General features: G+C 53.3%; 22 protein-coding genes. 11 read left to right on the top strand and 11 right to left on the bottom strand.

Annotation, left to right across the window (positions count from 1 at the left end; translation table 11 throughout):
* Window positions 1-116: 116 nt before the first annotated feature.
* Window positions 117-1,529: a sensor histidine kinase gene (locus tag B9T62_RS30525; RefSeq protein WP_087918702.1), complete on the bottom strand. Its 1,413-nt coding sequence runs from the start codon at window positions 1,527-1,529 to the stop codon at window positions 117-119.
* Complete coding sequence (locus tag B9T62_RS30520; protein WP_087918701.1) at window positions 1,519-2,232, bottom strand: response regulator transcription factor; 714 nt, start codon at window positions 2,230-2,232, stop codon at window positions 1,519-1,521. The genes B9T62_RS30525 and B9T62_RS30520 overlap by 11 nt, the downstream gene beginning before the upstream one ends.
* A 163-nt stretch (window positions 2,233-2,395) precedes the next feature.
* Between B9T62_RS30520 and B9T62_RS30515 the strand changes: the two genes are divergently transcribed.
* The 7 genes from B9T62_RS30515 to B9T62_RS30480 all read left to right on the top strand — a co-directional run bounded on the left by B9T62_RS30515 (window position 2,396) and on the right by B9T62_RS30480 (window position 11,690).
* The gene (locus B9T62_RS30515; RefSeq protein WP_087918700.1) at window positions 2,396-3,976 is read left to right on the top strand and encodes an alpha/beta hydrolase; all 1,581 of its coding nucleotides are present in this window, start codon (window positions 2,396-2,398) and stop codon (window positions 3,974-3,976) included.
* Between the two features lie 501 nt (window positions 3,977-4,477).
* Entirely contained in the window at window positions 4,478-5,185 is a 708-nt protein-coding gene (locus tag B9T62_RS30505; protein ID WP_087918698.1) for a response regulator transcription factor, read from the top strand.
* The gene (locus tag B9T62_RS30500; RefSeq protein WP_087918697.1) at window positions 5,182-6,183 is read left to right on the top strand and encodes a sensor histidine kinase; all 1,002 of its coding nucleotides are present in this window, start codon (window positions 5,182-5,184) and stop codon (window positions 6,181-6,183) included. The genes B9T62_RS30505 and B9T62_RS30500 overlap by 4 nt, the downstream gene beginning before the upstream one ends.
* Before the next feature lie 107 nt (window positions 6,184-6,290).
* Window positions 6,291-7,058, top strand: a complete 768-nt coding sequence (locus B9T62_RS30495; RefSeq protein WP_087918695.1) for an ABC transporter ATP-binding protein — start codon at window positions 6,291-6,293, stop codon at window positions 7,056-7,058.
* Window positions 7,030-8,910: an FtsX-like permease family protein gene (locus tag B9T62_RS30490; protein WP_087918696.1), complete on the top strand. Its 1,881-nt coding sequence runs from the start codon at window positions 7,030-7,032 to the stop codon at window positions 8,908-8,910. Before B9T62_RS30495 ends, B9T62_RS30490 begins: the two co-directional genes overlap by 29 nt.
* A 160-nt stretch (window positions 8,911-9,070) precedes the next feature.
* A complete protein-coding gene (locus tag B9T62_RS30485; RefSeq protein WP_087918695.1) occupies window positions 9,071-9,838 on the top strand; it encodes an ABC transporter ATP-binding protein in 768 nt (255 codons plus the stop codon).
* Entirely contained in the window at window positions 9,810-11,690 is a 1,881-nt protein-coding gene (locus B9T62_RS30480; RefSeq protein ID WP_087918694.1) for an FtsX-like permease family protein, read from the top strand. Before B9T62_RS30485 ends, B9T62_RS30480 begins: the two co-directional genes overlap by 29 nt.
* Before the next feature lie 22 nt (window positions 11,691-11,712).
* Here B9T62_RS30480 and B9T62_RS30475 read toward each other — a convergent pair whose 3' ends face one another.
* Window positions 11,713-12,141 carry a MarR family winged helix-turn-helix transcriptional regulator gene (locus B9T62_RS30475; protein WP_087918693.1) on the bottom strand — a complete coding sequence of 143 codons (429 nt, stop codon included), beginning with the start codon at window positions 12,139-12,141 and terminating at the stop codon, window positions 11,713-11,715.
* Window positions 12,142-12,285: 144 nt separating this feature from the next.
* On the opposite strand from B9T62_RS30475, the gene B9T62_RS30470 reads away from it, so the two are divergent.
* Window positions 12,286-12,873 carry an NAD(P)H-dependent oxidoreductase gene (locus tag B9T62_RS30470; RefSeq protein ID WP_087918692.1) on the top strand — a complete coding sequence of 196 codons (588 nt, stop codon included), beginning with the start codon at window positions 12,286-12,288 and terminating at the stop codon, window positions 12,871-12,873.
* Between the two features lie 98 nt (window positions 12,874-12,971).
* Here B9T62_RS30470 and B9T62_RS30465 read toward each other — a convergent pair whose 3' ends face one another.
* The 6 genes from B9T62_RS30465 to B9T62_RS30440 form a co-directional block, all read right to left on the bottom strand.
* Entirely contained in the window at window positions 12,972-14,057 is a 1,086-nt protein-coding gene (locus B9T62_RS30465) for an ABC transporter ATP-binding protein (protein ID WP_087918691.1), read from the bottom strand.
* Window positions 14,058-14,073: 16 nt separating this feature from the next.
* A complete protein-coding gene (locus B9T62_RS30460) occupies window positions 14,074-14,856 on the bottom strand; it encodes an ABC transporter permease (RefSeq protein ID WP_087918690.1) in 783 nt (260 codons plus the stop codon).
* A gap of 1 nt (window position 14,857) precedes the next feature.
* Window positions 14,858-15,715: an ABC transporter permease gene (locus tag B9T62_RS30455; protein ID WP_087918689.1), complete on the bottom strand. Its 858-nt coding sequence runs from the start codon at window positions 15,713-15,715 to the stop codon at window positions 14,858-14,860.
* Between the two features lie 41 nt (window positions 15,716-15,756).
* On the bottom strand, window positions 15,757-16,848 hold the full coding sequence (locus tag B9T62_RS30450) for an ABC transporter substrate-binding protein (protein ID WP_087918688.1): 1,092 nt from the start codon (window positions 16,846-16,848) through the stop codon (window positions 15,757-15,759).
* A 72-nt stretch (window positions 16,849-16,920) separates the two neighbouring features.
* A complete protein-coding gene (locus B9T62_RS30445) occupies window positions 16,921-18,090 on the bottom strand; it encodes an amidohydrolase family protein (RefSeq protein ID WP_157794069.1) in 1,170 nt (389 codons plus the stop codon).
* Window positions 18,091-18,348: 258 nt separating this feature from the next.
* A complete protein-coding gene (locus tag B9T62_RS30440) occupies window positions 18,349-18,999 on the bottom strand; it encodes a GntR family transcriptional regulator (RefSeq protein ID WP_169834453.1) in 651 nt (216 codons plus the stop codon).
* Window positions 19,000-19,166: 167 nt separating this feature from the next.
* On the opposite strand from B9T62_RS30440, the gene B9T62_RS30435 reads away from it, so the two are divergent.
* Both B9T62_RS30435 and B9T62_RS30430 read left to right on the top strand, forming a co-directional pair.
* Window positions 19,167-19,718 (top strand): sigma-70 family RNA polymerase sigma factor, encoded by a 552-nt coding sequence (locus B9T62_RS30435; RefSeq protein WP_087918685.1) that lies wholly within the window; start codon window positions 19,167-19,169, stop codon window positions 19,716-19,718.
* A complete protein-coding gene (locus B9T62_RS30430; protein ID WP_087918684.1) occupies window positions 19,693-20,760 on the top strand; it encodes a DUF4179 domain-containing protein in 1,068 nt (355 codons plus the stop codon). Before B9T62_RS30435 ends, B9T62_RS30430 begins: the two co-directional genes overlap by 26 nt.
* Window positions 20,761-20,763: 3 nt before the next feature.
* Here B9T62_RS30430 and B9T62_RS39585 read toward each other — a convergent pair whose 3' ends face one another.
* Both B9T62_RS39585 and B9T62_RS30425 read right to left on the bottom strand, forming a co-directional pair.
* Window positions 20,764-20,913, bottom strand: coding sequence for a hypothetical protein (locus tag B9T62_RS39585; protein WP_157794067.1), 150 nt, complete (start codon window positions 20,911-20,913; stop codon window positions 20,764-20,766).
* A 581-nt stretch (window positions 20,914-21,494) separates the two neighbouring features.
* The gene (locus tag B9T62_RS30425) at window positions 21,495-22,247 is read right to left on the bottom strand and encodes a YoaK family protein (RefSeq protein WP_087918683.1); all 753 of its coding nucleotides are present in this window, start codon (window positions 22,245-22,247) and stop codon (window positions 21,495-21,497) included.
* A gap of 155 nt (window positions 22,248-22,402) precedes the next feature.
* On the opposite strand from B9T62_RS30425, the gene B9T62_RS30420 reads away from it, so the two are divergent.
* Window positions 22,403-23,818: a hypothetical protein gene (locus tag B9T62_RS30420; RefSeq protein ID WP_087918682.1), complete on the top strand. Its 1,416-nt coding sequence runs from the start codon at window positions 22,403-22,405 to the stop codon at window positions 23,816-23,818.
* Window positions 23,819-23,839 lie beyond the last annotated feature (21 nt).

Genomic DNA, 23,839 nt, shown 5'->3' with positions numbered 1-23,839 from the left:
TAGCGGACTCCAGGGTCCGCAAGTCAAACATTCACTCACCACGCCCTACGTTACGGACTCCACAGCCGCTATTACGGCAAAAACCAGTGTGTTGCTGCTCATTTGAGGAATAAGGGCTAACCCGGACCACTCTCCGGCAGCACAAGCAGGAACCGCGTCCATCCGCCGCCTGTCTCCAGACGCAGGCTGCCGCCATGCTTCTCCACGATATGCTTCGCGATGGTCAGGCCGAGTCCAGTGCCGCCGTCGCTTTTGCGGGCGGCATCACCGCGGACGAAGGCATCGAATACCTTGTCCTGCAGATGCTCGGGAATCCCGATTCCGTTATCGGCAATCTCGATAATCACCTGATCCCGCGCCTCTTTCAGTGCAATCCGTACCTCTGTTCCGGCCGCGTTGTACTTCAACGCATTGGCAAGCAGATTCGATACGGCACGGTAGAGCAGCTTGGCGTTAAACGCTGTGGTAACCTCCTGTGCGGGAATGTCGTATTCGAATCGGAAGTGCTGATCCTCAAACTGCTCATAATAGTCAACGGCTATCTGCCGCACGAATTCAGCGATGTCAGCTGGGGTCTTAGTCAGCGGATAGTCGGGGCTTTCCAGCTTGGACAGCTCAAACACATCATCGATCAGCTCGGTAACGAGCTGGCTTTTGTCATAGATAAGGTTTATCGTCCGTTGTTTCTTGGCTTCCTCCTCAATCATGCCCAGCTGCAGCGCCTTCGCGTAACCTTGAATAGTAGTAATCGGTGTCTTGAGGTCATGGGAAATATGCACCAGCATCCGCTGCTTGCTCTCCTCGAGCAGACGATTGCCGGTCTCCGCCTTATCCAGCCGCTCAGCCATCAGGTTGAAGTTCTCCTGAATCTGCGACAGCTCGTAATTGGCCTTGAAGTGAAGCCGCTCATAATATCGCCCCACAGCAACGCTGCGGATCCCTGCGGCAATCGCACTTAGCGGATTCGTAATCCGGACGGCTGTAAACCGGCTGTAGACATAGACATTAAGCCCGAACAGCAGCAGAAACAGCACACCGGTCTCCAGAGAAGTGCGCCAGAAGATACGGCGGTTCTCCGCTGTCGACAGATTGACCGTCACCTCGACCACAACCTTGGATTTCGGCAGCTTCACCATGTAATAACGCGATTGCCCCTCTTTAGTAAGGTATGGCGTGATCGAGGTATAGTAGAGGTTCTCCTTCAAGTCATATAACAGACGGTTCATCTCCTCCGCACTATACGCAAAAGGACTATCCAGCTTATCCCCGTGTACCTCAATCACCTGCCGCTGATCATTGAGAATTTCCACCCAGCCGTGAAAGTCGGCGATTGTCTCCAGGGGGATGTTCAGGCTGCTCTGGCTGATCAGCTCGGCGGCCCGCAGCCGCGACAGCTCCTTGCCGGGGATTCGCTCGTCGGTGCGGGCGGTGAAGAAGAGCAGCAGCAGGAAGGCACAGATGCCCACCGTGAGCGAGAAGAAGATGTAATTAAGGACGAGACTGTCAAAAATCTTCCGTTTACGGCGCATTCAGCTCATCCTTTTTGGCAAACCGGTAGCCCAGTCCGCGCACGGTGATCACATAAGCCGGCTCCCGCGGCGTATCCTCAATCTTCTCCCGCAGCCGGCTCATCTGCACCATAATCGTATTGTCATCAGCCAAATAAGGATCAGACCAGACATTCTCAAAAATCTGCTTCTTCGTATAAATTCGTCCCGGCTTGCCCATAAACAGCTTAAGCAGCTTGTATTCTATGGCGCTGAGCGCGATCGGCTGCCCCCGTTTATAGAGCATGCAGGCTTCATGGTCGAGGACCAGCTCGCCTACCCGTGTTTCAGAGGGCGGTTCCTCCGCCACCCTATCATTAAATTCATAGCTCCGGCGCAGCTGGGCCTGAATTCGCGCAACCACTTCGAGCGGGTTAAACGGCTTGGCAATGAAATCATCGGCTCCGAGGCCAAGCCCGGAGATTTTGTCAGTGTCCTGATTCTTGGCCGAGAGCACGATAACCGGCAGCTTGGAACGCTTGCGAAGCCATTGCAGCAGCTGAAACCCGTCAATCTGCGGCATCATAATATCAATCACGGCCAGATCGATGTCGTGGTTCGAGAACAGCTGAATCGCGGCCTGGCCATCTTCGGCGGTAAGCACCTCGTACTCCTGCTCCAGAAAAAGCTTCAGGATTTCCACGATATCCGGCTCATCGTCGACAAGTAAAATGGTTTTGCGCATCAAAATACCTCCTGTTTCAGTCTAAATCTAGTTCGATCTGCACAACCTATCTCCTGCACTGTAAGGATAATGTAAGAAAAGTGAAAGTGGAGGGAAAGGGACGGCCGTTATAATGAAACCTATTATACAGATCAAGAACTACGGATAGAGGAGAGGTTATGAGATGTCAAAAGCGGGATTCAAAACGGCAGGCCGGCAGCCGCGAAGGTTCAGCCGCCATCCGCTGGCGGCAGGATGGGCAGGCTGCTCGCTGGTGTTTGCCCTTGCCGCATTTGTGCTGGGGATGGCAGAGGAGGCTGGGCTTCCCGGCAGACGCGGCACCGGCAAACCGCTGAGCCGATGGATTGGGAAGATGCTGCTGGGGATTCTTGCGGCGACTGCTTTTGCGGGTATCTTCAACGTGGCTGATGCGGTTCCTTCAACGTATATATGGTTCGCCTTCACTTCAGTAGGCTTACTGCTGCTAACTTTCACCGGTCCGGTACAGCTGCTGCTGGTGGTTCTCCTCTCACTGTCCATCACCTGTTCGGTCACCGGAGTGTTCCTCCAGCGGCTGCTCGGCTGGATTTGCCGCCAGGCCGTATTCTCCGCCGGATTGCTGGCCTCGGGGCTGGCGGCCATGAAACCGGAGTCCGGCGGAAGCGGAAGATACTGGCTGCTGCTGGAGCCTGATCGGGCAACGGACACGGAGCCTGGCGCCAATCAGGCCGCCACATGGACATATGGCGGCGTAGACAGCTATCGTAAGGAATTTACCGCTGCGAGCTCACTTCCAACACCGGCGGTGGACGGATCAGACCTGCTGGCGGCCTGGTCGCCTGCCCGCCGCGCCTTCTTCGGATTCGGCCCCACGCAACTGCCGCTGAACGGAAGAGTCTGGATGCCGGAGGGTGAGGGGCCATTTCCGCTGGTGCTTGCCGTTCACGGCAATCATCCGGCCACCGAAGCTTCAGATCGGGGATTAGCTTATCTGGGTCAGCTGCTGGCGGCCCGCGGGTATATTTGTGCGTCGATTGATCAGAATTTCCTGAATACCCTGCCGAATGATGAGCTGTACACACTTGAACAGCTGAAGCGGGAGATCGGGCTGCGGGGAAGGCTGATTCTGGAGCATCTGGGTCTGTGGCAGCACTGGAATGAGAGCGAAGAACATAGACTATGCGGCACTATCGACCTGAGCCGGATTGCACTGATTGGACATGGACGCGGCAGCGCGGCGGTGATTGCAGCCGCGCTACAGAACTATGTCTCCCGTAAGGCTGCCCATGAAGCGGCCACCTGCTTCGAGATTGCTTCCGTAGTCTCGCTGGCAGGGACGGATGCAGATTGGCGGCAGGAGGGTACGGCACTGGAGGAAGCGGACTTCAGCTTTCTGGCTCTGCAGGGCAGCGAGGACATGGAGGTCAGTCCGCTGTGGGTGGAGCGCCAGTACCGGCGGATCGGCAGCTCCGCCGAACACGCGGGCTGCAAAGCCTTGATCAATATCCAAGGCGCAGACCACAGCTCCTTCAATACGGTATGGGGACGGCCGGACGGCCAGCGGCGGCTGGCCGCGAAACGGCTGCTCTCCCCGGCTCGGCAGCAGCAGGCTGCTGCGGTGTTCATCTCCGCTTTTCTGGATGCGACTCTGAGGGGAGAGGATTCGGCCCGCAGGGTATTCAGAGATTCAGGTAAAACCCGGCAGCGGCTACCAGGCTTTAGGTATTCCTGTAGAAGTGAGGGGTTCACTGAAACGAACAACTAAACAGCGATGCTCCGTGTACAGGGGCGCCGCTGTATTTTGTATGGGCTTCGTTCGTAATAAGGGTCTTTTCGGTGTTCTACTGTAACACCTGCACATGCGTCAACTTAATGCAGAGGAATACCTGCAATAATGCAGGTATTTAGCCGTGATCTCACTGCACCGCAACAATTCCTGCAAAACTGCAGGAATTTCGTATACAAACCGCAAATGGAAGCTCATCTGGCCGAAAAGCCTGCAGATTCGCAGGTATTCATCGCTGTGAGGCATCTATCCAACTAAAACCTGCAGATTTGCAGGCTTTTGCTCCGCTGATCCCAGCCGAGTCCGTTGGTCCTTGCTGAGTCCGCTGAGTCCGCTGAGTCCGCTGAGCCCGCAGAGCCCTGCTGATCCCTGCTGAGTCCGCCTGCATTCGCAAGTCGGAACGAGTTGCAGCTTACAACTCTGTCCGTGATATAATTTTCCATAACTGATATCTGATACCTTACAGGGGGAACGACTGAGATGCAGAAGATTATGATTGTCGAAGATGATCCCAAGATTGCAGAACTGCTGCAATCTTGTATTGAGCAATATGGTTATGAAGCTACACGGGTTACCGATTTCGCCCATGTGCTTGAGGCGTTTCAACGGGCGGAGCCGGATCTGGTGCTGCTGGATATCAATCTGCCCAGTTATGACGGCTATTACTGGTGCCGCCAGATCCGCAGCGCTTCCACCTGTCCGGTCCTGTTCATCTCTGCCCGGGACGGGGAGATGGATCAGATCATGGCGCTGGAGAACGGCGGGGATGACTACATCACCAAGCCGTTTCACTCCGGGATTGTATTGGCTAAGATCCGCAGTCAGCTGCGCCGCGCTTACGGGGAATATGCGGCCAGGAGAGAGGAGCGGGTGCTGGAGCAGGGCGGATTGCGGCTCTATCCCGAACGGCTGGAGCTGAAGCTGGGCGAGCAGGTGGTGGCGCTGACGCGGAAGGAGTCCGATCTGATCGAGAGCCTGATGGAGCGTTATCCGCGTGTAGCCAGCCGCGAGGCGCTGCTGGAGAAGCTGTGGGATGAGCAGCTCTACGTGGACGAGAATACGCTCAACGTCAATATTACCCGTGTGCGCAAGAAATTTCAGGAGCTGGGTGTGGAGGATGCCGTACAGACGGTCAGGGGCAGTGGCTATCGGCTGAACATCGGCTGGCTGAAGGAGGAAGGCCAGTGAAGCTGTTCCTGCGCGAGCATCTGCTGCTGATTGCCGTTCAGCTGGTCCAATTCGTGGCCATCCTGTCGCTTTGCGGGCTGGATGGTTATTTTAATGTCTGGATTGCGCTCTATGCGATATTTATCGGATTCTTCTTCCTAGGCTGCTATCTGTGCTACCAGTTTGTCAGCCGCCGCCGTTATTACCAGCGGCTCAATCAGCCGCTCGAAAGCCTGGATGCGTCCTATCGGAGGCTGGAGAAGACCCCGGTGTCCGATGCGCTGGAGCAACTGCTGCATACCCAATACCGCTATTACATGCAGCAGCTGGAGCAGTTGATCAAGCAGCAGGAGGAGCACCTCACCTTCATGGACCAGTGGGTGCACCAGATGAAGACCCCGCTGTCCATTATTGAGCTGACGGTGCAGAATATGGATGAGCCGGAGTTCGCCAGTATCCGCGAGGAGCTGGAGCGGATGCGCTCAGGGCTGCAGACGGTGCTGTATATGGCTCGGCTGCGGGCCTTCGAGCAGGATTTTCATGTGAAGTCGGTGGGACTGGAGAGAATTATTCGCGCTGTTGTCCATGATAACAAACGTCTGTTCATCCAGAACCGGATATACCCGGAGGTTCATGTCGCCGAGTCAGGCATTGCTGTGGAGACGGATGAGAAGTGGCTGTTCTTCATGCTAACCCAGCTGGTGACCAATGCGATCAAATATTCAGCGGGTCAGGCCGAGGATGGCGGCAGAATTGTCATTTCCTGCGGAATACGTGGCGAGGAAGCCTTCGCTACGGTGAAGGACCGGGGAATCGGAATTCCGGCAGCCGATCTTAAGCGGGTGTTCGAGCCGTTCTATACAGGAGATAATGGCAGAACTGCCCGGGAATCGACGGGAATGGGACTGTATCTGACGAAGGAGGCGGCGGCAAGGCTGGGACATCGGGTGGACTTGTCCTCCGAGGCAGGCAGCGGCACTGAGGTGAGCATTGTGTTTGGTTCTTTCCATATGGCTTAGCTTACAGGCGTGTAATAAAAGTGAAAGTTAAATCGATAGTTACACCCGGCCGACCGCAGTACACTGGTCTCATATCAAAGGCTGCTTGTTTGAAAGGGGATTTACGAATGCTTAATGTAAGTAAGGTAAGTAAGATTTATGATGGCAAGCTCGCCTACCGCGCGCTGACAGATATCGACTTAACGATAGCCGGCGGTGAATTTGTAGGAATTATGGGCCCTTCCGGGAGTGGCAAAACAACACTGTTGAACATGATTGCCACGATCGACCGGCCCACTACCGGTGAGATTACCATTAGCGGCAAGGATACCAGCAAGCTGGACCGCAATGAGCTGGCGGTCTTCCGCCGCCGGGAGCTGGGCTTCGTATTTCAAGATTTCAACCTGCTGCATACGCTGACCGTAGGCGAGAATATCGTGCTGCCGCTGACACTGGACGGGAGCAAGGTCAGTGAGATGAAGCAGAAGGCAGCGGCTATCGCGGACAGGCTGGGTATCACTCAGATCATGAATAAACGGGTCTATGAAATATCCGGCGGCCAGGCCCAGCGGGCGGCGATTGCCCGGGCGATGATTCATTCCCCCAAGCTGCTGCTTGCCGATGAGCCGACAGGCAATCTCGATTCCAAGGCGGCGAAGGATGTGATGGAGCTGCTCGAGAGCATCAATCAGGAGCAGCAGACAACGATGATGCTGGTCACGCATGATGCGGTAGCGGCCAGCTATTGCCACCGGGTGGTGTTTATTAAGGACGGCAGGTTCTACACAGAGATCCACAGGGGAGACAACCGCCAGGCCTTTTTTCAGAAAATCATAGATTTGCTTTCGTTGTTAGGGGGATATAGCCATGACCTTTCGTCAATTCGCCTTTCGTAACGTTACGCGGAATAAACGGCTATATGCGGCGTATTTTCTGAGCAGTTTGTTTACTGTCATGGTGTTCTTCACCTTCGCGGTGTTTGCGTACCATCCGGTGATTGGGGGGAAGGATATGCATCGCAGCGCGGCGACAGCGCTGTCGGCATCCAAGTGGGTGATTTATGTATTTTCCTTTTTTTTTGTACTGTATTCGATGAGTGTATTTCTGCAGTCGCGCAAGCGTGAATTCGGGCTGCTGATGATGCAGGGGATGTCCACGGTTCAGCTGCGGAAGATGATTTTCCTGGAAAATATGATGATCGGCTTCATGTCCATTCTCGGCGGCATCGGTCTGGGGCTGGTGTTCGCGAAGGGGATTCTGCTGGCCGGGGAAAATGTGCTGAGGATCGAAGAGGAGCTGTCGTTCTACTTCCCGCTGCGCGCTATCGGGCTTACACTGCTGGTCTTCCTGGTGCTGTTCGTGTTGATCTCGCTGTTTATTTCGTCAGTTCTGCGCAGTAGAAAGCTGATCACGCTGATTAAGGCGGACCGCCAGTCCAAGGGAGAGCCGAAGGCGTCTTTCCTGCTCTCGGTGTTGGTAGTGGTGTTGCTTGGAGTGAGTTACTTCCTGGCCCTGAAAGCCCAGGGAACGGCAGCATTGGCACTGCTGCTGCCGATTATTGGCATGGTCAGCCTGGGAACGTATCTGTTATTTACACAGTTTAGTGTGTTTGTTCTGCGCTTGTTGAAAAGGCGGGAGTCTTTCTTTTGGAAGAAAACCAATATGCTGCTGTTCTCGGACCTGACCTTTCGGATGAAGGACAATGCACGCACGTTTTTTCTGGTGGCGATTATTTCGACGGTCTCCTTCTGTGCGATAGGTGCGTTGTATGGCTTCAAGACGATTATCACCGAAGGGGTAGCCGAGAAGAATCCGTACTTATTCACCTATCTGGCGATGGATCAGGACAAGGCAGAACAGTCTCATGTTCAGGATATTGAGCGCACGCTGGAGAAGCATGGGCTGAATACCCGTCAAGGAACGCTTAGGCTGGATAATTTCAGCACGGCCGGCACCGGGGAGAAGCTGAAGGTTGTGCGTGAATCCGATTATAATACGCTGGCTGCATTAATGGGAGTGGATGAAGTGCAGCTGAAGGCGGACAAGGCGGCCGTAGTGGATTTCGGAGTGTCCCGGGAAGGAGAGCGGATGCTGAATCTGCCTGTACACCTGGTCAATGGTGCAGTTCTTGAAGCCGACCAGGCGATTCTCTCCCCTGCGATCCACGGGGTCAGCAGCTACTTCGTCGTAGACGATGACAGCTATGCCAAGCTGGGAACACCGGACAACACCTACCATTATTATGCATGGCATGGTGCGGCAGGGCAGTCCGGAGCCGAGCAGGCCGGTGCCGAATTGATCAACCATTTGCCTTATTCTGAGCAATATGAGTTCTATCCACTGGATTATCGGAATGTGCAGTTGGAGAAGGGCTTCGCCCCTGCTATGTTTGTCGGCTTGTTTATCGGCATTGTCTTCTTCGTCTCGGCGGGGAGCTTCCTCTATTTCCGCCTCTACAGCGATCTGGATGAGGATAAGCAGAAATTCAAGTCCATCTCCAAAATCGGGCTCAGCGACAAGGAACTGACCCGGATTCTGAACCGGCAGATCATGCTGCTGTTCTTCGCCCCAATCGTTGTAGCGCTTATACATGGGGCGGTCGCCTTGACCACGCTCTCGAACATGTTTCATTATTCCTTATTCAAGGAATCACTGCTGGTGCTCGGGGTCTTCACCCTGATTCAATTTCTCTACTTCTTTATTGTCCGGTTCTTCTATATCAAGCAGGTGAAGTCTGCACTTCCTTGATTTCGAAGCCGCTATATGCCGCTTAATAGTTTGGTTCTTTCCATATGGCTTAGCTTACAGGCGTGTAATAAAAGTGAAAGTTAAATCGATAGTTACACCCGGCCGACCGCAGTACACTGGTCTCATATCAAAGGCTGCTTGTTTGAAAGGGGATTTACGAATGCTTAATGTAAGTAAGGTAAGTAAGATTTATGATGGCAAGCTCGCCTACCGCGCGCTGACAGATATCGATTTAACGATAGCCGGCGGTGAATTTGTAGGAATTATGGGCCCTTCCGGGAGTGGCAAAACAACACTGTTGAACATGATTGCCACGATCGACCGGCCCACTACCGGTGAGATTACCATTAGCGGCAAGGATACCAGCAAGCTGGACCGCAATGAGCTGGCGGTCTTCCGCCGCCGGGAGCTGGGTTTCGTATTTCAAGATTTCAACCTGCTGCATACGCTGACCGTAGGCGAGAATATCGTGCTGCCGCTGACACTGGACGGGAGCAAGGTCAGTGAGATGAAGCAGAAGGCAGCGGCTATCGCGGACAGGCTGGGTATCACTCAGATCATGAATAAACGGGTCTATGAAATATCTGGCGGCCAGGCCCAGCGGGCGGCGATTGCCCGGGCGATGATTCATTCCCCCAAGCTGCTGCTTGCCGATGAGCCGACAGGCAATCTCGATTCCAAGGCGGCGAAGGATGTGATGGAGCTGCTCGAGAGCATCAATCAGGAGCAGCAGACAACGATGATGCTGGTCACGCATGATGCGGTAGCGGCCAGCTATTGCCACCGGGTGGTGTTTATTAAGGACGGCAGGTTCTACACAGAGATCCACAGGGGAGACAACCGCCAGGCCTTTTTTCAGAAAATCATAGATTTGCTTTCGTTGTTAGGGGGATATAGCCATGACCTTTCGTCAATTCGCCTTTCGTAACGTTACGCGGAATAAACGGCTATATGCGGCGTATTTTCTGAGCAGTTTGTTTACTGTCATGGTGTTCTTCACCTTCGCGGTGTTTGCGTACCATCCGGTGATTGGGGGGAAGGATATGCATCGCAGCGCGGCGACAGCGCTGTCGGCATCCAAGTGGGTGATTTATGTATTTTCCTTCTTTTTTGTACTGTATTCGATGAGTGTATTTCTGCAGTCGCGCAAGCGTGAATTCGGGCTACTGATGATGCAGGGGATGTCCACGATTCAACTGCGAAAGATGATTTTCCTGGAAAATATGATGATCGGCTTCATGTCCATTCTCGGCGGCATCGGTCTGGGGCTGGTGTTCGCGAAGGGGATTTTGCTGGCCGGGGAACATGTGCTGAGGATCGAAGAGGAGCTGTCGTTCTACTTCCCGCTGCGCGCTATCGCGCTTACGCTGCTGGTCTTCCTGGTGCTGTTCGTGTTGATCTCGCTGTTTATTTCGTCAGTTCTGCGCAGCGGGAAGCTGATCACGCTGATTAAGGCGGACCGCCAGTCCAAGGGAGAGCCGAAGGCGTCTTTCCTGCTCTCGGTGTTGGCACTGGGGTTGCTTGGAGTGAGTTACTTCCTGGCCCTGAGAGCTCAAGGCCAGGAAGCATTGGCACTGCTGCTTCCAATCATCGGGATGGTCAGCCTGGGAACGTATCTGCTGTTTACGCAGCTTAGTGTCTTTATCCTGCGCTTGTTGAAGAAACGGGAGTCTTTTTTTTGGAGGAAGACCAATATGCTGCTGTTCTCGGACCTGACCTTTCGGATGAAGGATAATGCGCGCACGTTTTTTCTGGTGGCGATTATTTCGACGGTCTCCTTCTGTGCAATTGGATCATTGTATGGCTTCAAGACGATTATCACCGAAGGGGTAGCTCAGAAGAATCCGTACTTATTCACCTATCTGGCAATGGATCAGGACAAGGCAGAACAGTCTCATGTTCAGGATATTGAGCGCACGCTGGAGAAGCATGGGCTGAATACCCGTCAAGGAACGCTTAGGCTGGATAATTTCAGCACGGCCGGCACCGGGGAGAAGCTGAAGGTTGTGCGTGAATCCGATTATAATACGCTGGCTGCATTAATGGGAGAGGATGAAGTGCAACTGACGGAGGACAAGGCGGCCGTAGTGGATTTCGGAATGTCCCGGGAAGGGGCGAAGAAACTGAATCAGTCTGTACACCTGGTCAATGGTGCAGCTCTTGAAGCCAACCAGGCCGTCCTCTCCCCGACAATCCGCGGAGTCAGCGGCTACTTCGTCGTAGCTGATGACAGCTATGCCAGGCTGGGAACACCGGACAGCACCAATCATTATTATGCATGGCACGGCGCGCTGGGACAGCCCGGTGCAGAGCAGGCCGGTGCCGAGTTGACCAACCGCCTGCCTTATTCTGAGCAATACGTGTTCTCTCCACTGGACTATCAGAACATTCAGGTGCAGCAGTGGTACGCTCCGGCTATGTTTGTCGGCCTGTTTATCGGCATTGTCTTCTTCGTCTCGGCAGGCAGCTTCCTCTATTTCCGCCTCTACAGTGACCTGGACGAAGATAAGCAGAAATTTAAGGCCATCTCCAAAATCGGGCTGAGCGATAAGGAGCTGACCCGGATTCTGAACCGGCAGATCATACTGCTGTTCTTCGCCCCAATCGTTGTAGCGCTTATACATGGGGCGGTCGCCTTGACCACGCTCTCGCACATGTTTCATTATTCCTTATTCAGGGAATCACTGCTGGTGCTCGGGGTCTTCACCCTGATTCAATTTCTCTACTTCTTTATTGTCCGGTTCTTCTATATCAAGCAGGTGAAGTCTGCACTTCCTTGATTTCGAAGCCGCTATATGCCGCTTAATAGAATACTTTGCTGTGCAGGAGATCGAGCGCTCGCTCGATCTCTTTGCGTTCCTCCCCGGACAGATGTCCAATCCGGTCCTCGAGCCGGTTCTCGATCTTGGCGAACGCCTCATTCATCATCGCTTGTCCATCCTGGGATAAGCGGATGAACTGCTTGCGGCGGTCCTCGTCGTCGGTGATTTTCTCGCAGAGCCGCTGCTCGGTTAATTTGCGCAGCTCGCGGCTAGTATTCGGCATCGACATATGCATACATTCGCTAATCTGGCTCAGGGTTACCGGCTCGCTGACTGCAATGTATTCCAGGATCTTGTATTGAACTGGCGTAAGCGCCGCAGATCGGACATCTACGCTCATGTCATTGGTTATTTCGTATACGGAGGCCGTGAAGGCCACAAACTTCTGAAACAAGCTGGCTTGGTTCATAGGATCACCTCTTCCTGCAACGATAACAAAATAATTATCAAAATACAATTATCAAATAATAATTATCAATTGACAAGTAAATCGATGATATGTTACTGTTTGGTTATCAAATGATAACTAATGATAACTAAGGGAGTGTCCACGATGAAAATTTTAATGATATATACCCATCCCAATCACCACAGCTTAAGCTATGCCTTTCTGCAGGAGGCCATTCGCGGTAGTGCGGATCATGCTCATCCCCCGGAAGTGAAGGTGCTGGACCTGTATGAAGAGGGCTTCGATCCTCTGCTCGTGTTCAACAAGACCAAACGACGCAGAGATATGCATGCCGAGCCGTCGCTGGCGGTCTATCGGGAGCAGCTGCTGTGGGCGGACCAAATTGTGTTTATCTATCCGATATGGTGGGGGCGTCCTCCGGCGATGCTGCTGGGCTACATTGACCAGATGTTCTCCTCAAATTTCGCCTACAAGGACAAGGGTGGCCTGATGCCGGAGGGACTACTGAAGGGGAAATCGGCCGTGGTCATCTCCAGCATGAAGGGACCGGCACTGTATCCGCTGTTCTGGCTGAACAATGCCCACAAGGTTCTGATGCGCCGGGCGCTGCTGGGGTACGTGGGGATCAAGAAGGTGAAATTCTTCGAGTTCGGCAATATGGAGAGCAAGAAGGGCAAACAGAAAGAGAAGCTGGAGCGGATCTACCGATACTTTAAGACTGCGGCCTTCTAAAGAGAGGGAAGCTTGCTTGCGAATGATGTTGTACTATACGTAAACAGGCCATCCTATCTGCAGGATGGCTTGTTTACTGTAATATAAGAGCTTTCCTGTTAGAAGGTGAGGGTTTCGTGAACCGGCCACTCAATTAACGCCTGCTCACCGATGCGCAGGTCCAGCTCTTTTCTTGTATTCTGCAGCCGGACAATGAATTGCTGCTCTAACTGCTCTATGGCTACCCCGACCAGATAAGAGGAGCCTGAGTAATTAATATAGGTCACCTCTCCGGTCAATGTGTTTACATCCGCACTTGCCGGGATATCAGCTCCCGGGCTGCGGCGCTGCACAACGGCCGATTCCGGCCGGATCATTACATATGTCGGAGGCGGGGCATCGCTGCTCCTCTCGGCGGTAAGCCGATGTCCTCCGGCCAACTGGAATTGCCATAACTTATCCTTGTTCTGCACATGGGATACTGGCAACAGGTTGGATTCGCCTACGAAATCTGCCACGAACGGATCGGCGGGATGCAGATAGATTTGCTGGGGAGAGCCAATCTGGACAATCTTCCCGCCGTTCATAACAGCGATCCGATCTGAAATGACCATGGCCTCCTCTTGATCATGGGTGACGAAGATCCCTGTGAAGCCATACTCCCGCTGCAGAACGCGAATCTCAATGCCGAGTGCCTGTCTTAGCTTGGCATCAAGGTTGCTGAGCGGCTCATCGAACAGCACGAGTGGAGGCTTGAGCACAAGTGTCCTAGCCAGTGCGACCCGCTGCTGCTGGCCGCCGGACATCTGCCCCGGGAAACGTTCGGTGAACTCTGCTAATTGCACCGACTGCAGCGCTGCCAGCACGCGCTGTTTAATCTCCGGCTTCGCTACGCCGTGGCGTTTCAATCCAAAGGCAACATTCTCAAATACATTTAGATGAGGAAATAAAGCATAGTTCTGGAACACTAGACCCACGTTGCGCTTGTGGGGGGCAACATGGGTCAGATCCAGCCCGTTCAGCTCGATGGTCCCGGAGGTGGGCGCGTGCATACCGGCGATCATACGCAGCGTTGTTGTCTTGCCGCAGCCGCTGGGACCGAGCAGGGAGAGCATTTCCCCGCTTTCCACCGTGATGTTCAGATTCTTGACCACCGTGTTGCTTCCGTATTGCTTTACAAGGTTGTTGATCTTCAATTGACTCATGTCTGTACCTCCCGTCTTAAGTTTTCTGGCTCCGGCGCATGACCGCAATGCCCAAGAGGCCGATGAGAATCGTGCCGGCAATGATAATGGAGGATACGGCTGCGAGCGAAGGCGAGAGATTAAACTGAATGTCAGAATAAATCGTCATCGGGAGGGTGTGAATCCCCGGACCGGTCAGAAACAGTGCAATCACAAGCTCATCGAAGGACAAGACCAGACTGAGGAAAGCACTCGCCAGCAGCGCCGGTCTCGCCAGCGGCAGAGTGACCAGGAAGAAGGTTTTGACAGGGGAAGCCCCCAATATAATAGAAGCCTCTTCCACAGCCCGTTCCATCTGCGAGAATCCGGCCAGCATTGTCCTTACCACATAAGGAATAATCAATACAATATGGGCCAGCAGCAGCCTCAGGAAGAACATCCGTACGCCCAGATAGCTGAAGAAGATAAGCAGTCCGATTCCAAACAGCAAGGTAGGGATTACCAGCGGGGACAGGAACAGGCCCTGCAGCGCGCTTTTGAACCGGAAATCAAATCTCTGGATTGCATAGGCGATCATGGTGCCCAGAGGCAGGGCGACTACGGTGGTCGCAATAGCCAGCTTAATGCTTGTCCAGAACGGTTCGGTATAACGTCCGCCAGTCAGAACCGCTTCATACCAGCGCAAGGAGAAGCCTTGAAACGGGAACACCAGATATTCACCCGGGTTAAAGGACGAGATTACGATGACAAGCAGTGGCGCCATAATAAACAAATAAATCAGTGTATTTACGATTGTGAGCAGTGGGAATCTTCGTCTCATATTAATGGACTCCTTCCGGCTTACGGCCTGCCAGTACCCGTCTGTAGAGACTTGTAACCAGCAGCATCGTCAACAGCAGAATTACACCCATGGCAGAGGCATATGGCCAGTTAAGCAAATTTATGGTCTGATTATATATTTCCGTAGCCATCAGCTTCACCTTGGCTCCCCCGATTAGGGACGGAGTGACAAAAAAGCTTAATGTGATCGAGAACACCAGCAGGGTGCCTGCTATAATTCCCTGCTTAGACAAGGGCAGGGTTACGAACCAGAAGATCTTCCAGCTTGAAGCTCCCAGATTGGCAGCGGCGCTCTCCAGTGTGCGGTCTAGACCATCCAGCACCGAATACAGTACAAGCACCATATAAGGAAGCATGACATGAACCAGCGCGATAATGACTCCAGTCGGTGTATACAGCAGATCCAAGGGCTCTTGGATGATGCCGATCCCCTGCAGCGTCTGATTCAGAATGCCTTTGCGGCCCAGAATAATAATCCAGCCAAAGTTGCGGATTACTGCGCTGGTCAACAGTGGAAGGGCGATCAGCATCAGCAGCATGAACCGGTGTTTGCTCTGGGAGCGGGATACGCCATAAGCCAGGCAATATCCCAGAACCAGACAGATCAGGCTTACCGCCACACCAATATAAACCGAGCGCCATAACATTTGGAGGTAAAAGGGATCAGTGAAGAACCTGGTGTACTGGTCCAGCACAGCTGCGGCTTCCATTGCCCCTGACGGGTCCGTCTTGTAGAAGCTCAACACCAGCAGGCGACCCAGTGGCAGAACGAACACAAGCAGGAAGATCAGCAGCCCGGGAGCGAGCAGTATCCAGTAGGGGGGTATACGTTTCAACACCGTTATGCAGCTCCCTTCATTGTTAATGGTTCAGAATGTTCTTACTCCGTAATAAGTTTGCTCCATTGCTCCATCCACGCTGCTTTGTTGGCATTGACCAGCTCCAGGTTAAGCCGGGTCAGCTTGTTGAAGCTTTCCTCGCTGCTTGGAATGATGGCTTTAAGGTCTTCGGACAATTTAGCTTGGGCGTTGGTTGGAGAGTAACCGCCGCCTTCAGCGGTGAGCTGCTGGATCTCCGGACGGAGCAGGAAGTCAATATACTTCTGGGCCAGCTCAGGGTTGCTGCTGCCCTTGACGACCTGTGCATTGATATAAATGCCGACGGCCCCTTCTTGCGGTGTGGCAAAATGAATCGGGATGCCCTGCTTGCCGAAGGTATAAGCATACCCGGAGTCAAATGGAGCAATGGAGGCTTCGCCTTGGGCGAAGAGGCTGCCTACCTCGGGGCTGGATTTTACAATCGCAGCTGCATTTGGCAGCAAGTCTTTAATTGCATCCAGCCCAGGCTGAATGTTGTCTTCGCCGCCGCCGTTCATTTTGGCTACAGCTACAAGGAATTGGTTTCCGTAGGTGTTGGAAATATCCACAAGGCCGACCTTGCCCTTATATTCCTCTTTCCAGAGGTCCTTCCAGGAGGTGGGTGGTGTAGTAATATCTTCGCTGTTATAGATCATGCCGAGCGCCTCATACCCGAAGGTAGGCCCATACCCATCGGCACTTAGCGCCTGCGGATAGAGGTCATCCAGATTCTCCATCGCCGCCGGGTCCAGCTTGGCAATTAGATCCTCCTTAGCGGCAATCTGCTCCTGTCCGCCCGAGAACAGCACGACATCAATCGTCTGGTTGTTCTTCTCGGCGCGGATCTTGGCCAGTGCATCTGCTGAATACAGCGTCACCACTTCAACCTCGGCGTTATATTCCTCTTCGAATTGTTTAATGTAGGCCCGCTGCGTTTCCTCAATGGCCCCGCCGAAGGAGGTGACGACCAGTTTGCCGCCTTCCTGAACCTGTCCGCCCGATGCGTTATCGGATGCCGATGGAGCCGGCTCGGCTTGGCCAGCGCCACAACCTGTTGCCGTAATCAATAGTGCCAGAACGCCCGCCATCGCTTTTCCATACAACTTATTACGCATCGTATATATCCCCTTATCCTGTAGTTTGTTGTTCCTTCAATGCAGATGTTGATCTTGTTACCTGTTTAATATCTATCCGTTTGTCCGTCTGTCCCAGTTGCGGAGATAGAGGTTGCGCGCGTTCTCCGAGAGAACCAAACCGGCGGCTGTATAGGCATAGTCTTCACTGATCAACTGGTCCTCAACTAGGTCATTCAGGAACTTCCCAAGCTCTTTCTTGATTATTCTGCCCCCTAGCCAGCTGACCTCGGGAATGTTGAAGCCGTCCGAGCCATACATCACTTTGGTGAAGGGAGCCATCTCAAAGATCTGGCGGAGCTTAGGCTGAACCCCGATGCTGCTGAACGGAATCATGGACGACAGATCGAGATACACATTGTGATATTGATTAACAAGATAACCGGCTTCTTCGACGAACGGGTAAGCGGTATGGATGAAAATAATCTTGACCGCCTGGTAATGGGGATCGCTGACGATATCATGCATCAGGAGTGGACTCGACAGCTTCACATCCAGCATGGGGGCATCCCCTGCGCCGGAATGCATCTGAATGGGGATGTCGTATTCCATGCACAGCTCAAAGGCAAGCAGTACCAGGTAGTCGCGCACATCCTTTTCAGCAGCCAGATCGTCAGGCGTATCCAGAAACTTGCTATAGCTTGCGGTGGCCTGTGATCTGCTGATCTTGTTCATTTTTAGACCTGTGTGGTAGGCAATCACCGTCTTGAAGGCGATAGCCCCCTGGTGCTCCACCTCATCACGCAGCTCGCTGATATACAGTTCCTCCAGCTCTTCGAAGCCGACCCGCTCTTCGAACAAGCGGTGATAGGTAGCTTCCACGCGATGAATGCGGCGAGTGGGTACAGAGGATGAAGTCTGGTGGAACCAATCCAGCTCATCGGCCGACAAGCGCGAGCCCATGACCGGAAAACCGTAATCTACCAGCAGCGATTCAAGCCCGATATCCTTGAACAGCATATCTACATAGGCTTTGGGATTGCTTCTGTACCGTTCATTTCTGTGCCTGATCAGCTCATCGTCGGTGATGGCCGGGTCGAGCTGCAGCAGAGAGATCATTTCTTTGCGGACCATTTTGAACAAAAGCGTGTTTCGGGTATCGATACTCTTCGGAGGAATGAGGGAAAGGGTGAAACAATTGTCAAAGTCCCTTTTCTCCCGGGTTGGCATAAACGGATGACAGTGGTCGTCAATGATTGGCAGCTGGCTGATATCGATAGTCATGGTGTAATCCCCCTTGATTTCTTTTATAAACATATTGTTTTTGTTATTGTATACAATCTAAACCAGATGCTTATGTCCTGTCAACAAAAGTTACATAAGAGGGGTGAAAGAAATTATTTATGGGTGATTTGCGTCAGGTAAAGTAACATAATAGCAAAAAAGCTGTTTTTTCGCATCGCCCAAAGGTGGGGGATGTCGAAAAAACAGCTTTGCTCCGTATCCAAAGTATGATCAACCTCGTCTATTGCCAGATCTGATTTATAAGGGCTTGTCCCCGTAACCATAATTCACAAGCTCATGTCGCGCTCTGCTCCAGTTCTGCTGGGTGTAGTGACGCGCCTGCTCGCTGTCTCTCTGGATAATAGAGTCAACAATGGCCTGGTGCTCCAGGGTTGCCTTCTCCAGATTCACACCGCTTACAAATTGTGTCTGGATCTGATAGGTTTTATGGAACAGCTTCTCCACGTGATAAGTCAGCAGCTTGTTGGCACACATAAGGTGCAGCGTACGGTGGAACTGGATATCATATTCCTTCCACTTATGAAAGTTGGACAGGCTCTTCTGCTCATTCATGCTAATAATAAGCTCTTTAAGCAGGTGAATATGTTCCTCCGAGGGCTGCTGAGCGGCCAGATAGGCGATCATCCCTTCGACGGCTTCCATCATCTCATAACAATCATTCACATCCTGTGCGGTCAGCACACTGACATAAGCCCCCTTGCGGGGATAGACTGTAACGAACCCCTCGACAGAGAGAATCCGTATAGCTTCTCTTACGGGAGTCCGGCTCATTTCCAGCTTTCTGGCGTATTCTTCCTCTATGATGGGCTGGCCTTGAGTTAGCTGGTTCTCCTGGATATCCCGAAGAATGCTGTTATACGCAATCTGCGCCTGATTCTGCTTGCCCATACACACAGTCTCCTTCACGGGTTCATTCATCAATAGAACAATACGCCCATTATAATACTATTTGTGCAGATCATCTGTAAAGTTTGGAGCAACAGTCATCATTTATTTCTTTGAAACGTTTCGCATCTCCGGCTGCTCTAATAAGGGAGATGAGGAGGGAGTAGCCATTGAACAATAAGACCGATTGGGTCCCGCGTGCCATTCAGGGAGATGCCGAGGCCTTTCAGGAACTGATGCACGAAGAGAAAGAGAAATTATATAAGCTGGCCTATGTGTATATGCGCAATGAAGCCGATGCCCTGGAGGTGTTTCAGGAAACGGTCTATAAGGCATTCCTGTCCATATCTACACTCCGCAAGGAACAATATTTCTCCACCTGGGTGACGCGAATTCTGATCTATACCGCCATTGCCCAGCTGAAAAAAAAGCAGAAAATCATCCCCTTCAGCCCCGAGCTGCTGATGGAGTATGAAACTTCACCCGCCGCAGGCGGGCATGAAGAACAGCTGGATCTGCTTGAGGCCATGGATCAGCTTGAGGAGAAATATAAGACGGTGCTGCTGCTGCGTTATTACAAGGATTACTCAGTTAAGCAGATTGCGGGTATGCTGGACTGCCCGGAAGGAACCGTGAAGACCCATATTCACCGGGGATTAACGGAGCTCAAGAAACGATTAAAGGGGGCTTATTACGATGACCGAACCGATTCGCTCATTTAAGCAGGACATCGATAGAATAGAGGTGCCGCTGGATAAGCTGGATGCCATTATTACGCAGACGGTGCAGCAGCCGCAGCAGGGCCCGGCAGGCCGGGTGCCGGTGAAGCGGAAGAGATGGGCACTCAGAATTGCCATGACAGCGGCCGTTTCTTGCGGACTGCTGCTCGGATCGGCTGCGGTTTCTCCAGCTATGGCCGGGCTGGTGTCGCAGATTCCGCTGCTTGGCTCCATCTTCAGCCAGTCGGAAGACATCGGATTGAAGCAGGTCAGCGATCAAGGGCTGAGCACGGCCGTGGGACAATCGCAGACCTCGGGTGATGTGTCGCTCACGATCGATGAAGTTTTCTACGACGGAACCAGATTCACGATCGGCTATTCTCTGCAGTCGGAGAAGCCGCTGACCAGCTTGAACGGGTTCTCGAGAATGGACGTCACGGTTAACGGCAAGGCCCTGGGTTTTGCAGGAGGGGACAAACGGACGGAGCTGTCTCCGAGCTATGTGGCCGGGATTTTTGATCTGGATGCTTTTGATGGTCTGCCTGAGCGCTTCATGCTGGGCCTGAGCTTTCAAGGCGAAGGAGGCAAGCAATGGGACTTCTCGCTTCCTGTCAGTCTTAGCGGTGACGTTACCCGTCTAGCCATTGACCACAAGCAGGAGGCCAGTGGGATAGAGCTTAACATCTCCAATCTGAAAATAGGACCAGCCGGCATCAGACTCTTCTACCAGACAGTAGCCGATGAGACCAGCAGGGCCGAAGACCTGGAATTCCGTATCGTGGATGAGCATGGCCAGGAGCTGCCATCACATTCCGGAGGAAGTACAAGTGAACGGAAGGCTGGAATCGAATACGGCAAGGGTTCCCGGCTGTATGATCCGGCTGCGGCAGATACGAAGGAGCTGACCATTACCCCTTATCTGACAAAAGCCACGGACGGGGGCGGCGTCGCGCTGGATGATGCCGGGCAGGCTACCCCGGTCGAACGCATGCCCGGGACGGCAGACGATATCACGTTCCAGAGCTTCACCGTCACGCTGCCTTAGGTCCTACGAATCCATTATTTCTTGCTGCTGTCCACAGGGGAACGCTTGGGCGCTGGATACCGCCACATCGCTGATGCTATAGCCCTCTTCCCCGGGAACCGGGATGGAACCGGCAATATTAAGGAAGGCCTGTGGCTTCACCGATTGGTTCACTGAAAGTATCCATAGAATTAGTTGCGAAAGTGCATCTAATTCAGGGTTATGAGCATCAGATGATCGATTTACTCGAAATTAGTTGCAGAATCACACTTAATCGCCTAATTACTGACGGTTTGGCGGAATTTAGTTGCACTTTCGGTTACTACTTAGGGCCCCAGCCATCCCCAAGTAGGTTTGCGCCTTCGGAGTACAACAGAGGTGGCTATGGGGAAAAACTACCGTTAAAACCTGGCTCATGCTCGATTGTCGTGTCTTATAGGGAAAAGTTACCACTACATCGTCCATTTAGGGATTTTCGGAGCGGATAGGACCTCATTAGTGGTAAAAATTCCCTATAATCTCACCAGAACGCCCAACCTTCGTCCAACTAGCGGTAGAATTTCTTGCCTGGACCTAAGTAGTAACCACTTTCGCATCTATTTGTTCTGAACGTTTCAGGGCAAGATTATAAATGCTTGCTGTGACCCGAGAAATTCCCCGAATTCTTATAGAAAAGAAAAAAAGCACCGTCCCTGGTGACCTCCGGGGACGGTGCTTTTTTGAAAATATAATCACCATAATTTATCCGTTTCTTCTTATCCGGCCGGAGCATTCTCCGCAAGCTCGCGGTTGTACAGCAGCAGGGTCAGCAGCAGAATTCCGGCGGCAACCCAGATGGCCCGGTTGCCAAGATAGAGCGAGGAGAACGTTCCTGTGAAGGCTCCCGCCAGAAAGCTGGCGATGATCGTAGCGAACCGCAAGAAACGCTCGGCAGCTTCCCGGTCGCGGGCGATCCAGGCCTGGTAAGCGGCCTGGGTAGCAGTACGCAAATTCCCGGTCGTCATTGTGCTGCTGTAAGGCCATTTGATCAGCCTGCTGAAGGCAGAGACTTGAATCGAAGCGACGAAGGAAATAGCAACGGTAACGAACATATCAGGTACATGCCGCGGCAGCAAGCCGACGATCAGGAGGACCGCAATCTCCACCAGCAGCACGGCCCGGGCAGGTTCACGCAGTACAGATTGCAGTGCAGGCCGTTTGAGGGTCTCGGCTACCGCAACCCCAAGCATAAAAGCCAGGATGGGCGGCAAATGGAGCAAGGCCTGGCTCCACTGCCCCAGCGCTGCCTCCACGCCAAACAGCACCACATTGCCCGTCTGGGCATTGGCGAATATCCCATCCCGGGTAACGAAGGTGTAGGCATCCAGGAATCCGCCGACAACGGCGAGAGTGGCACCCAGGCTGACTGAGTCTGAAGAAATGGAAGGTACTTGCCTGAGCCGGGCCAAGGACAGTCTGCGCTGAGAGATGCCATCGGTTTTCTCCTGATTTGGTTCTGAATGTTTCATGGCTGTTCTCACCCGATCTCTTTGAGATTAGACTGGGCAAATTGTAACACTGCTCCCGCTGCGCAGCAAGTTTCCTGCCCAGCGAACCTAAGCTCATGCCTACGCATAGCATATAGCACCAAACTGGTATACGGGCTTTGGGGGAGGGTGCTGAAATGGAAATCCAGCTGGCTGCGATCCATTGGGTCTATCTGGTGTTTATTGTATTTATTATGGCGCTGTTGGTCCGGCGGCGGGATACGACGATGATTTGTGTAGTAGGTATATTTTCTCTTGGGCTGCTGGCTACGGCTACTCTCAGCGGGTCCGTATCGGGAATCTTTAATTCTTTTATCTACGCTACCAAGGAACTGATAGGCACCATTATGATTATTTCCATTATTGTGGCGATGAGCCGAATCCTCATTGTCACCGGCATCAATGAGACGATGGTTGCACCGCTTACCCGGTTCCTGCGCACGCCGGCGATGGCCTTCTGGGGAATCGGATTGATTATGATGGTCACGTCGTTCTTCTTCTGGCCTTCACCCGCTGTCGCTCTAGTAGGCGCAGTGCTGCTGCCGGTCGCAGTCCGTGTGGGGCTGCCTGCGCTGGGAGCAGCCATCGCGATGAATCTGTTCGGCCACGGAATTGCGCTCTCCGGCGATTATATTATTCAGGGCGCACCCAAGCTGACGGCGGATGCCGCAGGTCTGTCAGTGTCGAGTGTAATGGAGGCGAGTATTCCGCTGGTTATCGTTATGGGCGTGGTTACTACGGTGAGTGCCTTCTGGATGATGCGCCGGGACCAGAAGAACGGAAGCTGGAGAGACGGTTTGGTGTCTGCTCAGGTGGTCTCGGCAGCACTTGGAGACCGCAAGCCCGGGGAGGATGCGCCGGCAACGCTGTCTCCTAGGCTTAGAGAGGTGCTGGCGATTCTAATTCCGCTGCTGTTTCTGGCAGACCTTGCGGCGATGTTCGCCCTTGGGCTGCAGGGCGGCGATGCCACTGCGCTTGTCGGCGGGACCGCTGTACTGATATTAATCGCCGTGACCCTGCTGGCCCACCGGAATCAGGGGCTGGAGAAAATCACTGCTTATCTGATTGAAGGCTTTGTCTTCGGGTTCAAAGTATTCGGTCCGGTGATTCCGATTGCCGCTTTCTTCTATCTTGGCGATTCCGCCTTCACGGAGCTGTTCGGAAATGTGCTGCCGGAAGGCTCGCATGGCATAGTGAATGACCTGGGTGTAGCGCTGGCGGGGCATGTTCCGCTTAACGGAGCAGTGGGTGCTATTACGATGACCGGCGTTGGTGTCATTACGGGTCTGGATGGCTCTGGCTTCTCCGGCATCTCGCTCGCCGGGTCAATCGCCCAGCTGTTCGCCACTGCGATTCACTCCGGCGCGGCTACGCTGACTGCGCTTGGGCAGGTAGCCGCGATCTGGGTTGGCGGTGGAACGTTGATCCCCTGGGCGCTGATTCCGGCAGCTGCAATCTGCGGGGTCAGTCCGTTTGAGCTGGCCCGGCGCAATCTGAAGCCGGTGCTGCTGGGGCTCGCGGCCACGACTGTTACGGCTATGTTTCTGGTGTAGCGGCAGCCGGTTATTGTATTA

It is taken from the genome of Paenibacillus donghaensis (assembly GCF_002192415.1).
In the GTDB taxonomy this organism is placed as follows: Bacteria; Bacillota; Bacilli; order Paenibacillales; family Paenibacillaceae; genus Paenibacillus_AQ; species Paenibacillus_AQ donghaensis.
Note: the sequence above shows the minus strand (reverse complement) of the source record. Positions and strands in the feature narration are given on the sequence as shown.

Bases quoted from the DNA above. Each gene is read 5' to 3' on its own strand.
- B9T62_RS30525 (WP_087918702.1), bottom strand. From the start codon at position 1,529: ATGCGCCGTAAACGGAAGATTTTTGACAGTCTCGTCCTTAATTACATC.
- B9T62_RS30520 (WP_087918701.1), bottom strand. From the start codon at position 2,232: ATGCGCAAAACCATTTTACTTGTCGACGATGAGCCGGATATCGTGGAA.
- B9T62_RS30515 (WP_087918700.1), top strand. From the start codon at position 2,396: ATGTCAAAAGCGGGATTCAAAACGGCAGGCCGGCAGCCGCGAAGGTTC.
- B9T62_RS30505 (WP_087918698.1), top strand. From the start codon at position 4,478: ATGCAGAAGATTATGATTGTCGAAGATGATCCCAAGATTGCAGAACTG.
- B9T62_RS30495 (WP_087918695.1), top strand. From the start codon at position 6,291: ATGCTTAATGTAAGTAAGGTAAGTAAGATTTATGATGGCAAGCTCGCC.
- B9T62_RS30490 (WP_087918696.1), top strand. From the start codon at position 7,030: ATGACCTTTCGTCAATTCGCCTTTCGTAACGTTACGCGGAATAAACGG.
- B9T62_RS30485 (WP_087918695.1), top strand. From the start codon at position 9,071: ATGCTTAATGTAAGTAAGGTAAGTAAGATTTATGATGGCAAGCTCGCC.
- B9T62_RS30480 (WP_087918694.1), top strand. From the start codon at position 9,810: ATGACCTTTCGTCAATTCGCCTTTCGTAACGTTACGCGGAATAAACGG.
- B9T62_RS30475 (WP_087918693.1), bottom strand. From the start codon at position 12,141: ATGAACCAAGCCAGCTTGTTTCAGAAGTTTGTGGCCTTCACGGCCTCC.
- B9T62_RS30470 (WP_087918692.1), top strand. From the start codon at position 12,286: ATGAAAATTTTAATGATATATACCCATCCCAATCACCACAGCTTAAGC.
- B9T62_RS30465 (WP_087918691.1), bottom strand. From the start codon at position 14,057: ATGAGTCAATTGAAGATCAACAACCTTGTAAAGCAATACGGAAGCAAC.
- B9T62_RS30460 (WP_087918690.1), bottom strand. From the start codon at position 14,856: ATGAGACGAAGATTCCCACTGCTCACAATCGTAAATACACTGATTTAT.
- B9T62_RS30450 (WP_087918688.1), bottom strand. From the start codon at position 16,848: ATGCGTAATAAGTTGTATGGAAAAGCGATGGCGGGCGTTCTGGCACTA.
- B9T62_RS30445 (WP_157794069.1), bottom strand. From the start codon at position 18,090: ATGACTATCGATATCAGCCAGCTGCCAATCATTGACGACCACTGTCAT.
- B9T62_RS30440 (WP_169834453.1), bottom strand. From the start codon at position 18,999: ATGGGCAAGCAGAATCAGGCGCAGATTGCGTATAACAGCATTCTTCGG.
- B9T62_RS30430 (WP_087918684.1), top strand. From the start codon at position 19,693: ATGACCGAACCGATTCGCTCATTTAAGCAGGACATCGATAGAATAGAG.
- B9T62_RS30425 (WP_087918683.1), bottom strand. From the start codon at position 22,247: ATGAAACATTCAGAACCAAATCAGGAGAAAACCGATGGCATCTCTCAG.
- B9T62_RS30420 (WP_087918682.1), top strand. From the start codon at position 22,403: ATGGAAATCCAGCTGGCTGCGATCCATTGGGTCTATCTGGTGTTTATT.